This is a genomic window from Massilia aerilata, assembly GCF_042656905.1.
Classification (GTDB): Bacteria; Pseudomonadota; Gammaproteobacteria; order Burkholderiales; family Burkholderiaceae_D; genus Telluria; species Telluria aerilata.
In genome coordinates this window covers 101,746-116,133 of sequence record NZ_JBHSMZ010000009.1, presented here as the reverse complement: position 1 = coordinate 116,133, position 14,388 = coordinate 101,746, and the positions used below count along the sequence as shown (strand labels likewise).

Annotated in this window: 14 protein-coding genes and 1 tRNA gene; 11 read left to right on the top strand and 4 right to left on the bottom strand. The window is 64.8% G+C overall.

Features of this window, described 5'->3' with window-relative positions:
• Positions 1-83: 83 nt before the first annotated feature.
• Positions 84-377 (top strand): GIY-YIG nuclease family protein, encoded by a 294-nt coding sequence (locus tag ACFPO9_RS14310; RefSeq protein ID WP_379771797.1) that lies wholly within the window; start codon positions 84-86, stop codon positions 375-377.
• Positions 378-424: 47 nt separating this feature from the next.
• Here ACFPO9_RS14310 and purD read toward each other — a convergent pair whose 3' ends face one another.
• From purD to ACFPO9_RS14295, 3 genes are all read right to left on the bottom strand, one after another.
• On the bottom strand, positions 425-1,693 hold the full coding sequence (purD, locus tag ACFPO9_RS14305) for a phosphoribosylamine--glycine ligase (RefSeq protein WP_379771796.1): 1,269 nt from the start codon (positions 1,691-1,693) through the stop codon (positions 425-427).
• A gap of 5 nt (positions 1,694-1,698) precedes the next feature.
• The gene (locus tag ACFPO9_RS14300) at positions 1,699-2,424 is read right to left on the bottom strand and encodes a YebC/PmpR family DNA-binding transcriptional regulator (protein ID WP_379771795.1); all 726 of its coding nucleotides are present in this window, start codon (positions 2,422-2,424) and stop codon (positions 1,699-1,701) included.
• Positions 2,425-2,495: 71 nt separating this feature from the next.
• Positions 2,496-3,266, bottom strand: coding sequence for a DUF2182 domain-containing protein (locus ACFPO9_RS14295; protein WP_379771794.1), 771 nt, complete (start codon positions 3,264-3,266; stop codon positions 2,496-2,498).
• Between the two features lie 144 nt (positions 3,267-3,410).
• Between ACFPO9_RS14295 and ACFPO9_RS14290 the strand changes: the two genes are divergently transcribed.
• The 5 genes from ACFPO9_RS14290 (at position 3,411) to ACFPO9_RS14270 (ending at position 6,505) form a co-directional block, all read left to right on the top strand.
• Positions 3,411-4,334 (top strand): DMT family transporter, encoded by a 924-nt coding sequence (locus ACFPO9_RS14290; RefSeq protein WP_379771793.1) that lies wholly within the window; start codon positions 3,411-3,413, stop codon positions 4,332-4,334.
• Positions 4,335-4,343: 9 nt separating this feature from the next.
• Positions 4,344-4,721 carry a methylglyoxal synthase gene (locus ACFPO9_RS14285; RefSeq protein WP_379771792.1) on the top strand — a complete coding sequence of 126 codons (378 nt, stop codon included), beginning with the start codon at positions 4,344-4,346 and terminating at the stop codon, positions 4,719-4,721.
• Between the two features lie 15 nt (positions 4,722-4,736).
• Positions 4,737-5,720: a quinone oxidoreductase family protein gene (locus ACFPO9_RS14280; RefSeq protein ID WP_379771790.1), complete on the top strand. Its 984-nt coding sequence runs from the start codon at positions 4,737-4,739 to the stop codon at positions 5,718-5,720.
• Complete coding sequence (locus ACFPO9_RS14275; protein WP_379771789.1) at positions 5,717-5,872, top strand: hypothetical protein; 156 nt, start codon at positions 5,717-5,719, stop codon at positions 5,870-5,872. The genes ACFPO9_RS14280 and ACFPO9_RS14275 overlap by 4 nt, the downstream gene beginning before the upstream one ends.
• Before the next feature lie 141 nt (positions 5,873-6,013).
• Positions 6,014-6,505, top strand: coding sequence for a PEP-CTERM sorting domain-containing protein (locus ACFPO9_RS14270; protein WP_379771788.1), 492 nt, complete (start codon positions 6,014-6,016; stop codon positions 6,503-6,505).
• 69 nt (positions 6,506-6,574) lie between these two features.
• Here the strand turns inward: ACFPO9_RS14270 and ACFPO9_RS14265 are convergent, their stop codons facing one another.
• Positions 6,575-7,213: a DUF4136 domain-containing protein gene (locus tag ACFPO9_RS14265; RefSeq protein ID WP_379771786.1), complete on the bottom strand. Its 639-nt coding sequence runs from the start codon at positions 7,211-7,213 to the stop codon at positions 6,575-6,577.
• 209 nt (positions 7,214-7,422) lie between these two features.
• Here ACFPO9_RS14265 and pepN point away from each other — a divergent pair, with 209 nt between their 5' ends.
• The 5 genes from pepN (at position 7,423) to ACFPO9_RS14240 (ending at position 14,298) form a co-directional block, all read left to right on the top strand.
• Positions 7,423-10,077 (top strand): aminopeptidase N, encoded by a 2,655-nt coding sequence (pepN, locus tag ACFPO9_RS14260; protein WP_379771784.1) that lies wholly within the window; start codon positions 7,423-7,425, stop codon positions 10,075-10,077.
• A 56-nt stretch (positions 10,078-10,133) separates the two neighbouring features.
• Positions 10,134-11,135 carry a class 1 fructose-bisphosphatase gene (locus ACFPO9_RS14255; RefSeq protein ID WP_379771782.1) on the top strand — a complete coding sequence of 334 codons (1,002 nt, stop codon included), beginning with the start codon at positions 10,134-10,136 and terminating at the stop codon, positions 11,133-11,135.
• A 74-nt stretch (positions 11,136-11,209) separates the two neighbouring features.
• Positions 11,210-11,285: transfer RNA gene (locus ACFPO9_RS14250), tRNA-Thr, on the top strand.
• Between the two features lie 308 nt (positions 11,286-11,593).
• Positions 11,594-12,355, top strand: coding sequence for an ElaB/YgaM/YqjD family protein (locus tag ACFPO9_RS14245; protein ID WP_379771780.1), 762 nt, complete (start codon positions 11,594-11,596; stop codon positions 12,353-12,355).
• A 245-nt stretch (positions 12,356-12,600) separates the two neighbouring features.
• On the top strand, positions 12,601-14,298 hold the full coding sequence (locus ACFPO9_RS14240) for a methyl-accepting chemotaxis protein (protein WP_379771779.1): 1,698 nt from the start codon (positions 12,601-12,603) through the stop codon (positions 14,296-14,298).
• The last annotated feature ends 90 nt before the right edge of the window (positions 14,299-14,388 follow it).

Sequence of the window (14,388 nt, the reverse complement as noted above, 5' to 3'; positions counted from 1 at the left end):
GGGAATCCAAGTTCGGCGAGCGCCTGCTGCGCACCATTGATAGCTATCAGCGACTGAATGATCGGAGATGAGACGATGCCGCGATGGACAAATCCAGCTACGTCTACATCCTGGCAAGCAAGCCTTACGGCCCACTGTACATAGGCGTGACGTCGAATCTCATCAGGCGCGTGTGGGAACATCGCGAGGGTGTCGTCGACGGCTTTTCCAAGCAATACGGCGTCAAGCAACTCGTCTGGTTCGAAGTCCATTCCGAGATCATTCACGCAATTACGCGCGAAAAGCAGATCAAGAAGTGGAACCGGGATTGGAAGGTCAATCTCGTCCAGCAATCGAATCCTGATTGGCGCGACCTGTTTGATGAGATTGCGACCTAGCGTGCAAACTTGGGTCCCCGCCTTCGCGGGAACGACGGTTCTTACGCTTACTGCTTCACCCCACGCCACCCGATATCGCGCCGGTACTGCGCGCCATTGAAGTGGATCTTTTCCACAGTCTCGTAAGCCTGCTTCTGTGCCATTTTGACGCTGTCGCCCAGGCCCACCACGCACAGCACGCGGCCGCCCGAGGTTTGCAGGGTGCCGCCGACGATGCGGGTGCCGGCGTGGAAGGTGACGCATTCCGGGGTTTCGGCCGGGATGCCGTCGATGACGTCGCCCTTGACCGGGTCGTCCGGATAGCCGCCGGCCGCCATCACCACGCCCACCGCGGTACGGCGGTCCCATTCGAGTTCGACGGTGTCGAGCGTGCCGTTGCAGGCGTGTTCCAGCACGGTCACGAAGTCGCTCTTCAGGCGCGCCATGATGGGCTGGGTTTCCGGGTCGCCCATGCGGCAGTTGAATTCCAGCGTCTTCGGCGTGCCGTTGGCGTCGATCATCAGGCCGGCGTACAGGAAGCCGGTGTAGGGGATGCCATCCCTGGCCATGCCCTGGATGGTCGGGTTGATGATCTCGCGCATCACGCGCGCATGCATCGACGGCGTGACGATCGGCGCCGGCGAGTAGGCGCCCATGCCGCCCGTATTCGGGCCCTGGTCGGCGTCCTTCAGGCGCTTGTGGTCCTGCGAGGTGGCCAGCGCCAGGACGTTCTTGCCGTCGCACATGACGATGAAGCTGGCTTCTTCGCCGGCCAGGAATTCCTCGATCACGATGCGCGCGCCGGCGTCGCCGAAGCGGTTATCCGACAGCATGTGGTCGACCGCCTGGTGCGCTTCTTCCAGCGTCATCGCGACGACCACGCCCTTGCCGGCCGCCAGGCCGTCGGCCTTGATCACGATCGGGGCGCCGTTGGCGTCGATGTAGGCGTGGGCCTCGGCGGCATCGGAGAAGGTCTGGTACTTCGCGGTCGGGATGCCGTGGCGCTCCATGAAGGCCTTGGCGAAGTCCTTCGAGCTTTCCAGCTGCGCCGCCTCGCGGGTCGGGCCGAAGACCTTCAGGCCGCGAGCGCGGAAGATGTTGACGATGCCGGCCGCCAGCGGCGCTTCCGGCCCCACCAGGGTCAGCGCGATGTGCTCGGCCACCACGAAGTCGGCCAGCGCGGCCGGGTCCGTGATGTCGATGTTGATCAGGCGGGAATCGCGCGCCGTCCCGCCGTTGCCGGGTGCGACATAGACCATCTGGACGCGGTCGGATTGGGCCAGTTTCCAGGCCAGGGCGTGTTCACGGCCACCAGAGCCGACTACCAGGATTTTCATGGGGATTACTCTTCGATGACGGCGTTCGTATAGATTTCCTGGACGTCGTCGAGGTTTTCCAGGACGTCGAGCAGCTTCTGCATCTTCTGCGCGTCTTCGCCGGTGAAGACGGTTTCGACGTCCGGCTTCATGATCACCTCGGCGGAATCGGCCTTGAAGCCGGCCTTCTCCAGCGCATCCTTGACGGTGCTGAAGGCGTTCGGGTCGCACAGCACTTCGAAGCCGCCTTCGTCGTCGGCGATGACGTCGTCGGCGCCGGCTTCCAGCGCGGCTTCCATCAGCTTGTCTTCTTCGACGCCGGGCGCGAACAGGAACTGGCCGACGTGCTTGAACATGAAGGAGACCGAACCTTCGGTGCCCATGTTGCCGCCGTATTTGCTGAAGGCGTGGCGGACTTCGGCCACGGTGCGCACGCGGTTGTCGGTCATGCAGTCGACGATGATGGCCGCGCCGCCGATGCCGTAGCCTTCATAGCGGATTTCTTCGTAGTTCACGCCTTCCAGGCCGCCCGAGCCGCGCTGGACCGCGCGGGTAACGTTATCCTTCGGCATATTCGCGTCGGCGGCCTTGTCGACGGCCAGGCGCAGGCGCGGGTTGGTTGCCACGTCGCCGCCGCCCATGCGGGCCGCAACCGTGATTTCCTTGATGAGTCGGGTCCAGATCTTGCCGCGCTTGGCGTCGGTGGCGGCCTTTTTATGCTTGATATTGGCCCATTTGCTGTGTCCAGCCATGTCGAGTGTCCTTACTTGGTCGGTATACTAAATCCTCGACATTTTAGCATAGCCCCCTTGCCCAAAAACTGTCAGGGAAACAACAGCGCAGTGCCCCAGGCCACCAGTCCGAGCCCGGTGGCGCAGGCCAGCAAGTGCCCGCCGGGCAGCAGTTTTTCAGCCAGGATCAGGGCGATCAAGCCGCAGATCACGGGCAAGTTCAGCACCCCGGCCGGCAAGACCAGCGCCAGCAGCAGCCAGCAGCAGCCCATGCAGTAGCGGGCATCGGTGACGCCCATCCGGAACCCGCCCCAGGCCCCGCGCCGCCAGTGGGTCAGGACGAAGGCCAGCGGCGTGCGGCAGTTGTCCAGGCAGACGTGCTTGGCCGGCGTCCACTGGTAGACCCCGGCCGCCACCAGCGCCAGCGCGCCGGCGGTGGGGTGGGCGATCGCCATGCTCTCGTCCAGCGCGCCGGCGTCGTGCAGGATCCAGCCGGCCAGCGTGGCCACCAGCGCGCAGCAGCACCAGACGAACAGGTAGCCGAGCACGAACATCAGCGTGCCAGGATAGATCCAGCGTTCGCGCCACAGGCGCTTGACGCGCGCATACAGCAGCACCGAGGGCGCGGCCGCAGGCAGCATCATGGCCGCGATCACGACCACCCAGAGCGCGAACAGCAGCACCAGGTCGCCCGCGTGATAGGGCGCGGCGACCTTCTTGCCGGCCGTGGCGAGGCCGATCGGCGCCATGCGGCCCATGCGGTATAGCAGGTAAGCCCAGCACAGGGCCGCGAGCAGTCCCAGCAGGGTGAGCACGACGGTGCGTTCGGAACCGCTGCGCCTGAGGCCGCCGGCGCGGCTCATGTGACCGCGCTCCTGCATGCGATCCTGGGGTGGCTCATGACAATCCTCTGCTTCAAGTAGGTCAGCGGCGGTTGGACCGCTGCGTCCCATCGTCGTTCGCTGCCGTCCTCAGCCGGGATTCCGGATTCGCACTACAATCGTCCGATGAGCAAAATCGCAATCGACACATCCGTTGCGCCGGTCCCACGTTCTGCCCTGGTCGCCGGCCTCGCCATTGCCATCGCCGGCGCCATTCTGTTTTCCACGAAGGCCGTAGTCGCCAAACTGCTGTACCGCTACCACATCGATGCAGTGACATTGATCGCCTTCAGAATGCTGTTCTCGCTTCCGGTGTTTGCGGGCGTGGCGATCTGGAAGATGCGCACCCAGCCCCCCTTGTCGGTGCGCGACCGCTGGCGCCTGGTGGGCCTGGGCCTGGTCGGCTACTACCTGTCCAGCTATCTCGATTTCCTCGGCTTGCAGTACATCTCGGTCGGGCTGGAACGCCTGATCCTGTTCCTGACGCCGACCTTCGTGCTCCTGATTACCGCGGTGTTCCTGAAACGCCGCATCGGCGCCGCCCAATGGCTGGCGCTGGGCCTGTCCTACTGCGGCATCGTGCTGGTGTTCGTGCACGACCTGGGCGCGGGCGCCGGCAGCATCGTGACCGGTTCCCTGCTCGTGCTGGGCTCGGCGGTGGCCTACGCGGCCTACCTGCTCGGCACCGGCGAGATGGTCCGGCGCATCGGCTCGCTGCGCCTGGTCGCCTACGCGATGTGCGTCTCGAGCGCGGCCTGCATCGCCCAGTTCTTCATCCTGCGCCCGGCCAGCCTGCTGGTGCAGCCGCTGCAGGTCTACGGCCTCTCGCTCGTGAACGGGATATTCTGTACCATCTTCCCGGTCTTCATGACCATGATTGCGGTGCAGCGCATCGGCGCCCCGGTCGCCTCGCAGGCCGGCATGATCGGCCCGGTGTCCACGTTGTTCCTGGGCTGGGCCATCCTCGGGGAGCCGATCACCGCCGTGCAGCTGGGCGGGACCGGGCTGGTGCTGGCGGGGATCTATCTGCTGTCGCTGAAAAAAACTTAAGGGAAAAAAATGAAACCACGCATTGCCCTGATTGCGCACGACAAGAAAAAAGACGACATGATCGCGCTCGCCCTTGAATACCGCGACTTCCTGGCCGGCTGCACACTCACCGCCACCGGCACCACCGGCGGCCGCCTGATCAACGAACTCGGCCTCGAGGTCACGCGCATGCATTCGGGCCCGCTGGGCGGCGACCTGCAGATCGGCGCCCATCTCGTCAACGGCGAAATCGACTGCGTGATCTTCCTGCGCGACCCGATGACGCCGCAGCCGCACGAACCCGATATCAACGCCCTGGTGCGCGCCTGCGACGTGCACAACATTCCCTGCGCGACCAATGTGGCGAGCGCGCGCCTGGTGCTGACCCGATTGAGCGAAATAGCCTGACAAGGAGAACCGAAGATGGCAAAAGCAATCCGTTATGCGCGCACCGGCGGTCCCGAGGTGCTGGAATATGTCGAGGTCGAGGTCGGCGAGCCCGGACCGGGCGAGGCGCGCGTGCGCAACCATGCGATCGGCCTGAACTTCATCGACGTCTATTTCCGCAACGGCCTGTATCCGGCGCCGCTGCCGGGCGGCCTGGGGCATGAAGCGGCCGGCGTTGTCGAGGCGGTGGGCGAGGGCGTGCTGCACGTGAAACCGGGCGACCGCGTGGCCTATGCGGCGCGCCCGAACGGCGCCTACAGCGAGCTGCGCGTGATGCCGGCCGATATCCTCGTCAAGCTGCCCGACACCATCGACTTCGAGACCGGGGCCGCGATGATGCTGCAGGGCCTGACGGTGCAATACCTGTTCCGCCAGACCTATCCGCTGAAGGCAGGCGACACCATCCTGTTCCACGCGGCGGCCGGCGGCGTCGGCCTGATCGCCTGCCAGTGGGCGCGCGCGATGGGCGTGAACCTGATCGGTACGGTGGGGTCAAACGAGAAAGCGGCGCTGGCGAAGCGCCACGGCGCCGCCCACGTCATCAACTACAACACCGAGGATGTGGTGCAGCGCGTGCTCGAGATCACGCATGGCGCGAAGGTGCCGGTGGTCTACGATTCGGTGGGCAAGGACACGTTCATCCGCTCGCTCGACTGCCTGGCGCCGCGTGGCCTGATGGTCAGCTTCGGCAACTCGTCCGGCGCGGTGCCGCCCTTCGCGCTGAGCGAACTGGTCTCGCGCGGCTCGCTGTACATCACGCGCCCCACGCTGGCGACCTATGCGGCGAAGCGCGAAGACCTGGAAGCGATGGCGGCCGACCTGTTCCAGATGGTCTCCAGCGGCCAGGTCAAGATCGAGATCCACCAGCGCTTCCCGCTGGCGGATGCGGCGCAAGCCCACAGCGCGCTGGAATCGCGGCGCACCACCGGTAAAACCATCCTTCTGCCATGCGTACCATGAGAGAGTTCAGCGACGATAACGATCCGGCCGGCGATCCGGCGCCCACCCGGCAAGGCGACAGCCCGCGCTTCGGGCGCCTGCTGGTGGTGCTGGCCCTGGCCATTCTGCTGATCGTGGCGATCACCCTGCTGTCGGAAACCTATCTGGCATGAGGCAAGCGGATTGTCGAAAATCTTTACAGTTTCCCCCCGCGCCGCGATTTGCTCGCACGTAAATATTTGAATTTATTCAAGTATTTCTTCCCGGCACGTATTGTGCTTCGGTAAGCGCGTCCGACCAACAGGGAGAAAACCATGAAACTGACGAAAAACCTGCTCGCTGCCGCGATCCTGGCCGGCGCCGCTGCCTCGGCTTTCGCCACCCCGATCTACGTGGGGTCCTGGGACCTTTACAGCGGCGCCGAGTGGGGTACCGTTCCGCCGACCTACACCGCCCAGGAAGCCGCCGCGGTCCTGTTTGGCGGCCGCGCCAGCGACTACCTGATCTCGACGCTCGGCGACAATGCCGCGCTGCTCAACGGGATGGGATGGTATGACCGATACGGTGATGGTCCGGCGACGTTCGCGCAGGACTACCGCGTGGATACCGGCGAGCTGGGCAAGTACGACACCTGGGGCGACACCTCGGCGATGATCAAGGATAACGCCGGCAACCGCAACCTGATCAACTATGCCTTCCGCGTCGACAGCGCCGACGTACCCGAACCGCTCAGCCTCGGCCTGATGGGCCTGGGCCTGGCCGGCCTGGCCGCCGCGCGCCGCCGCCGCCGCCGCAAGCCTGGCTGAAGCGTTCGCAGCAAACAAAAAAAGCCGGGGCGGCGAACCGACCCCGGCTTTGTCTTTTGCGGACCCCGATCAGCTTTTCCGCGGCTCCTGCTTCAACTCGATCACCCGCGCGCCGCCGTTCGGCCCCGGGAAACCTTCGAAGGCGCTCTGCACCAGCGCCGGCATCACCGCCGGGGTCGACATGGTCTTGCTCACATTGCGCACCGTGACGTCGAACAGGCGCTTGCTGTCGGCCACCGAGGTGATCGCGATCTGCACCTGGCGGTGGTAGCGGTGTTCTTCCTCGACCTCGTAGCGCGGGCCCGGCCCCCAGAACGGATCGTAGAAGGGGCTGTAAAAGCCGCCCCAGTAGCGCCGGCGGAAACCGCCGAAGCCGAAGCGCGCCGACGACGCATAGAAGGGTGAGTACGAGGGGTACAAGACCTGGGTCGGCACGTCGACCGTGACGAAGCGCACCGCGACCTTCATGGCCGGCGCTTGCGGCGCCTCATGGAAACCGAGGCGTGCGAGCTGGTCGCGCACCAGGTTCTGGTAGTTTTGCAGCTCGAGCGTGTTGTCCTGCGGGGCCGGGGCCTCGAAGGCATAGCTCTTGTCGGCGATCTGCGCCGGCCATTGGTGGAAGGTGGTGACGTCGCTGCGGATCGTGGTCGCGCAGCCGGCCAGCAGCAGGCTCAGCGATGCCGCCGCGGCGATCATAATGCGTTTCATGAGGTGCTCCATCTGGCTATCGTTTCTTCAATCGGCATTCTTCACGGGTACAGCTTACCCTTGCTGTTCAATTTACGGAAATACATTTACGACTGGTTAAGACAGTTACAGTGCGATACATGAAAGCGGCCGCGAAAGATGGAATCGAAGCGTGCCGCCGCTATTGGTAAAATAAGCATTCATTCCACCATCGTTCGCGGACCCCAACCATGCGCACCGATACGCCCCAGACCATCTACCGTAAGGACTACACGGCGCCCACCTACCTGGTCGACACCGTGGAACTCGGCTTCGACCTCGATCCCGCCCGCACCATCGTCGCCAACCGCATGACCATGCGCCGCAATCCGGACAGCATCCGGCGCGACATCGAGCTGGTCGGCGAGGATATCGAGCTGGTGGCGATCCGCCTGAACGGCAAGACCCTGGACCAGAGCGGCTATTCGATCGACGGCAGCGTGCTGCGCATTCCCGATGCGCCGGATACCGTGACTCTGGAAATCGAGACCATCTGCGTTCCTGAGAGCAATACGACCCTCAGCGGCCTCTACGTCTCGAACGGCAATTTCTACACCCAGTGCGAGGCCGAAGGCTTCCGCCGCATCACCTGGTTCCCGGACCGCCCGGACGTGATGGCCAGGTATATGGTGATGCTGCGTGCGGACAAGGCCAGGTTCCCGGTACTGCTCTCGAACGGCAACCTGGTCGAGGAGGGCGAGCTGCCCGGCGGCCGCCACTACGCCAAGTGGGAAGACCCGTTCAAGAAGCCGTCCTACCTGTTCGCGCTGGTGGCCGCGCGCCTGGTTTGCCAGGAGGAGCAATTCCCGCTGGCGGACGGCCGCACCGCCCTGCTGCAGGTATGGGTGGAAGAGGGCAACCTCGACAAGACCGATTACGCGATGCAGTCGCTCAAGCACAGCATCCGCTGGGACGAAGAGCGCTGGGGCCTCGAGCTCGATCTCGACCGCTTCATGATCGTCGCCGTCGGCGACTTCAACATGGGCGCGATGGAGAACAAGGGCCTGAACATCTTCAACACCAAGTTCGTGCTGGCGAATCCGCGCGTCGCCACCGACATCGACTTCCAGGGCATCGAAGCGGTGGTCGGCCATGAGTACTTCCACAACTGGACCGGCAACCGCGTGACCTGCCGCGACTGGTTCCAGCTGTCGCTGAAGGAAGGCCTGACCGTGTTCCGCGACCAGGAATTCTCGGCCGACATGATCGGCACCGAGTCCGGCCGCGCCGTGACCCGCATCGACCAGGTGCGCACCCTGCGCCAGGCCCAGTTCCCGGAAGACGCCGGCCCGATGGCCCACCCGGTGCGCCCCGACTCCTTCGTCGAGATCAATAACTTCTACACCGTCACCGTGTACGAGAAGGGCGCCGAGGTCGTCCGCATGTACCAGACCCTGCTGGGCCGCGACGGCTTCCGCAAGGGCATGGACCTGTACTTCGCCCGCCACGACGGCCAGGCCGTCACCTGCGACGACTTCCGCATGGCGATGGCCGACGCCAACGGCCGCGACCTGACCCAGTTCGAGCGCTGGTACAGCCAGGCCGGCACCCCCATCGTGCAGGCCGAGACCCGCTACATTGAGGCCACCCGCACCTATGAACTGCGCCTGATCCAGACCTGCCCGGCGACCCCGGGCCAGCCGGAGAAACTGCCCTTCCACATTCCGGTGGCCGTCGGCCTGCTGGGCAAGGACGGGCGCGACCTGCCGCTGACCATCGATGGCCAGCAGAAGGGTAACACCGCCGTGCTGGAGCTGACGGAAGCGGACCAGACCTTTGTCTTCACCGACGTGCCGGAGCAGCCGACGCCGTCGATCCTGCGCGACTTCTCGGCCCCGGTGGTCCTGCGGCACGGCTACAGCGACGCCGAACTGGTCCACCTGTTCAGCCACGACAGCGACCCGGTCAACCGCTGGGAAGCCGGCCAGCGCCTGGCGATGGGCCGCCTGCTGAAGCTAACCGGCATGGCCGGCGCAAACAGCGGCGCCGATGCGCTGGACCTGGACGACGTCTTCGTCGAAGCGATGCGCAAGATGCTGGCCGACGAAAGCCTCGATCCGGCCTTCCGCGAGCAGGCCCTGCTGCTGCCGACCGAGAGCATGATCGCCGACCAGCTGGACGTGGTGAATCCGCTCGCCATCCACACCGCGCGCCAGTTCGTGCGCGCCGACATCGGCGCCCGCCTGCGCGAGGAGCTGCTCGACCAGTACCAGGCCAACCAGACGCCGGGCGAATACAGCCCGGACGCGGCCTCTACGGCTAAGCGCGCGCTGAAGAACCTGGCCCTGTCCTACCTGTGCGCGGCGCCGGACGCGGAATCGCTGGCCCTGGCCGAGCGCCAGTTCGACGAGGCGACCAACATGACCGACCGCGTGGCCGCCCTGAGCGCGCTGGTGCACGCCCGCGCCCCGGTGGCCGCGGAGGCGCTGCAGCGTTTCTACGACGAGTTCCAGGGCGAGGCGCTGGTGGTCGACAAGTGGTTCATGATGCAGGCGACGTCCTCGACCACCGACGTGGCCGCCGTGCGCGAGCTGATGAAGCACCCGGCCTTCACGCTGCGTAACCCGAACCGCGCGCGCAGCCTGGTGGCCGCATTCTGCAGCGGCAATCCGGTGCAGTTCCACGCCCCGGACGGCAGCGGCTACGCCTTCTGGGCCGAGCAGGTGATCGCGCTGGATGCATTGAATCCGCAGGTCGCCAGCCGCCTGTCGCGCGCCATGGACCGCTGGCGCCGTTATTCGCCGGCGCTGCAGGAACACATGAAGAAGGCGCTGCAGCAGGTGGCCGGGCAGGCGAAGCTGTCGAACGACGTGAGAGAAGTCGTCAGCAAGGCATTGAGCAATTAACGTAGGGTGGGCACGCCGTGCCCACGCACGAAATTATTTATTACTAAAGGAAGTTCATGAAACGTGTCAGCCTGACCCAATACCTCGTTGAGGAGCAGCGTCTCCACAACAACATCCCGGCATCGCTGCGCCTCCTGATCGAGGTGGTGGCGCGCGCCTGCAAGACCATCAGCCATTCGGTCGGCAAGGGCGCCCTCGGCGATATCCTGGGCAGCGCCAACACCGAGAACATCCAGGGCGAAGTGCAGAAGAAGCTCGACGTGATCTCGAACGAAATCCTGCTCGAAGCGAACGAGTGGGGCGGCCACCTGGCGGCCATGGCCTCGGAAGAAATGGAATCGATCCACCCGATCCCGAACCGCTACCCGATGGGCGAATACATGCTGCTGTTCGATCCGCTGGACGGCTCCTCGAACATCGACGTCAACGTCTCGATCGGCACCATTTTCTCGGTCCTGAAAGCGCCCGAGGGCATGAGCGCGCCGACCGAAGCCGACTTCATGCAGGAAGGCGCCAAACAGGTCGCGGCCGGCTACGCCGTCTACGGCCCGCAGACCATGCTGGTGCTGACCACCGGCGCCGGCGTCAACTGCTTCACCCTGGACCGCGAGATGGGCTCCTGGGTGCTGACCCAGAAGAACCTGCAGATCCCGGCGGAGACCAAGGAATTCGCGATCAACATGTCAAACCAGCGCCACTGGCATCCGCCGGTGCAGCGCTACGTCTCCGAAATGCTGGCCGGCAGCACCGGCCCGCGCGGCAAGGACTTCAACATGCGCTGGATCGCCTCGATGGTCGCCGACGTGCACCGCATCCTGAACCGCGGCGGCATCTTCATGTACCCGGCCGACCTGCGCGATCCTTCGCAGCCGGGCAAGCTGCGCCTGATGTACGAAGCCAACCCGATGGCCTTCATCGTCGAACAGGCCGGCGGCGCCGCCACCGACGGCAAACAGCGCATCCTCGACATCCCGCCGACCAAGCTGCACCAGCGCGTGCCGGTGTTCCTGGGCTCGAAGAGCGAGGTGGAGCGGGTCACCGGCTACCACGCGGAGTGATTTTTGACTCGCAAGCAAAAATGCTGAGCCGGACTAGCAAGTTTGCGTAGTTGTTTGTTAGAATACGACTCCCCGCCGCTGTAGCTCAGTCGGTAGAGCAGCGCATTCGTAATGCGAAGGTCACCAGTTCGATTCCGGTCAGCGGCACCAAGGATTCAAGATTCATCAAAAAGGGTTGCATGTTCTTACATGCGACCCTTTTTTGTTTCTATCGGCCTCTTTCCTCCGTCATCCCACAGCTCTGTTAGTCAGCGCACAGTCCCCCCGGTCAAAAAGTTATAACTTTTCTATCGCGACGCCGCGCAACCGGTGTCGAACCGGCATCGCGGCTTAACCCCAGCAAACGCGAAATGGATCATCCCTAGGCACGGAACTCCTGAAAGTGTTCAGGGTCAATGTGTTGATGGTCGAGTATCGGTCTGTTCCGCGTTGGTCAAAATTTTACCAAGGAAGACATCATGGATAATCAAAAGTCGAGCGAAGCAAAAGGCAGCACTTCGGGCAGCAACGCAAGTAACCAGGGCAGCTCGAGCAACTCGGGCAGCCTGAACAAGAGCACCCAGCTGAACCAGGGCAAGGATCAAACCGCTTCGACCGGCTCCAGCACCGGCGGCGCCACCGCGTCGAGCACCGGCGCCGTGGGCGGCACCAGCAACGCCGGTTCGTCGTCGTCGAACTCGTCGCAGAGCACCGGTTCGATGGGCGCGATGAGCTCCAGCGGTACCAACAGCGCCAGCAGCGGTTCGACCGGCTCGTCCGGCGCCGACAAGGGCTCGAGCATGGGTCCGAGCGGTTCGAGCGGCAGCAGCCAGAGCGGCGCGGGCGCCAGCACCGGCTCGGGCGCCGGCGGCGACATGAAGGACATCGCCAACAAGGCCCAAGGCATGGCCGAGCAGAAGGCCCAGGACCTGCACGCCAAGATCGACCAGGCAGCGGATGCCGCCAAGCCGATGGTCGACAAGGCCGTCAACAGCGTGGCGCCGGTCGTCGACCGCCTGGCAACGACCGCCCACGCCGGCGTGGACAAGCTGCAGGGCATGCTGAGCGGCGCGGGCGACAGCCTGGGCCAGCGCAAGGTGCAGCTGACGGACGCCTATGGCGAGTACATGGACCAGGGCCGCGAGTACGTGCGCCAGAACCCGGGTACCGCCGTGGCGATTGCCGCGGGCGTCGGCTTCCTGCTGGCCAAGATCCTGGGCGGCAGCCGCCGCGATTACTGATCGATTTTTCGTTCAGCAGCGACAATCAGGGCCGGCTTCATGCCGGCCTTTTGTTTTTCTGAACAGTGCAGCCTTTCATGACATCCGGTCGTTACCAGGCAGTCACAAATTCTCACTCAGCAATTGAATTAAAGCAGAAATTGCCTTAGTCTTGGTGCACTACGGCAATAACCGCAAGCCGCCGTCCGACACCCGCCGGTCGTTTTAAAACCCCGTTTCTCATTCCGTGCGCAAGCAGCAGGCGCATGGCCACGCACACCCATTTTTCGGTCGATATGAACTTCCTGAATCTGAACATCGCGAACCGCCTGCGTCTCGGTTTTGGCCTGCAGCTCATCTTCATCCTCGTCCTGGCGATCGTCGGCGTCAAGTCGGTGGACAAACTCCATGACGGCACGGACGAGCTGGCCAAGCGCGCATCGACGCGTGTGCGCCTGGCGAATCTCGCGCTCGACAATGTACGCGGCAGCATGGGCCGGGTCGGCCAGCTGGTTGCCGTGACCGATCCCGCCGCCCGCGACGCCGCCAATGCGCGCCTGGCCGCAAACATGGCCGAGGCTGACAAGGCGCTGAAGGAACTCGAGCCGCTGCTGGTGGCGCCGACCGGCAAGATCCTGCTGGCGGAATCGGTCACGCTGCGCAGCGACTACATGGCGCTGGTCGGCCAGGTACAGACGCTGGCGAAGGAAGAAAAGCTGGACGAGGCGCGCGCCCTCGCATTCGGCAAGACCTACGACGCCCTGCACGCGCTTGCCGCCAACACGCGCAAACAGCTGGAATTCCAGAGCAAGCGCTTCGACGAGCTGGCGGTCGAGGCATCGAACACTTACACGACCGCGCTGCGCATCATCGCCATCGTGGCCGCCGTGGCCATGCTGCTGGCGATCGGCGCCGCCCTGTGGATCACCCGTTCGGTGGTGCGGCCGCTGAGCCGCGCGGTGGAGGTGGCGCGCACGGTGGCGGCGGGCGACCTGACCAGCCACATCGAAGTCGAGGGCAGCGACGAAGCCGCGCAGATGATGCTGGCCCTGCGGGACATGAACGCATCGCTCGCGAATCTGGTATCCGAAGTGCGCACCGGCAGCGATGAAATCGCCACCGCCGCGAACGAGATCGCGAGCGGCAACCTGGAACTGTCCTCGCGCACCGAGCAACAGGCGGGCTCGCTCGAAGAGACCGCGTCCTCGATGGAAGAGATGACCTCGACCGTCCGCCAGAACGCCGAGAACGCGCTGCAGGCGAACCAGTTGGCCGCCAGCGCATCCGACGTCGCGCGCCGCGGCGGCGAAGTGGTGGCGCGCGTGGTCGAGACCATGGGCGACATCGACGTCGCCTCGCGCAAGATCGTCGAGATCATCGCGGTCATCGACGGCATCGCCTTCCAGACGAATATCCTGGCCCTGAACGCCGCGGTCGAAGCCGCGCGCGCCGGCGAGCAGGGGCGCGGCTTTGCCGTGGTCGCGAGCGAGGTCCGCAACCTGGCGCAGCGCTCGGCCTCGGCGGCCAGGGAGATCAAGCAGCTGATCGACGACTCGGTCGGCAAGGTGAGCCAGGGCACGCAGCTGGTCGGCCAGGCCGGCGCCACCATGGGCGAGGTGGTGGACAGCGTACAGCGCGTGACGGACATCATGGCCGAGATCAGCAGCGCCAGCCGCGAGCAGGAAGGCGGCATCACCCAGATCAATCACGCCATCACCGAGATGGATGCGGTCACCCAGCAGAATGCGGCCCTGGTCGAGGAAGCCGCCGGCGCGGCGGGCAGCCTGCAGGAGCAGGCGGAGCGCCTGGCGCAGATGGTGGCGGTGTTCAGGGTGGAGATGGGAAGCGCTACGCCGCGCAAGGTGGTCAGCAAAGCGGCGCCGGAACAGCGTTTGCCGGCGGTGGTGGCGAAGCCGAAGGTGGCGAAGCGCGGGGCGGCGCTTGAGGAGTGGGAGACTTTCTGAGTACCACCTGCTGAAAGACCGTCATTCCCGCGCAGGCGGGAATCCAAGTTCTGCACGCATTTCGATAACTCGTCCAGCTTGGATTCCCGC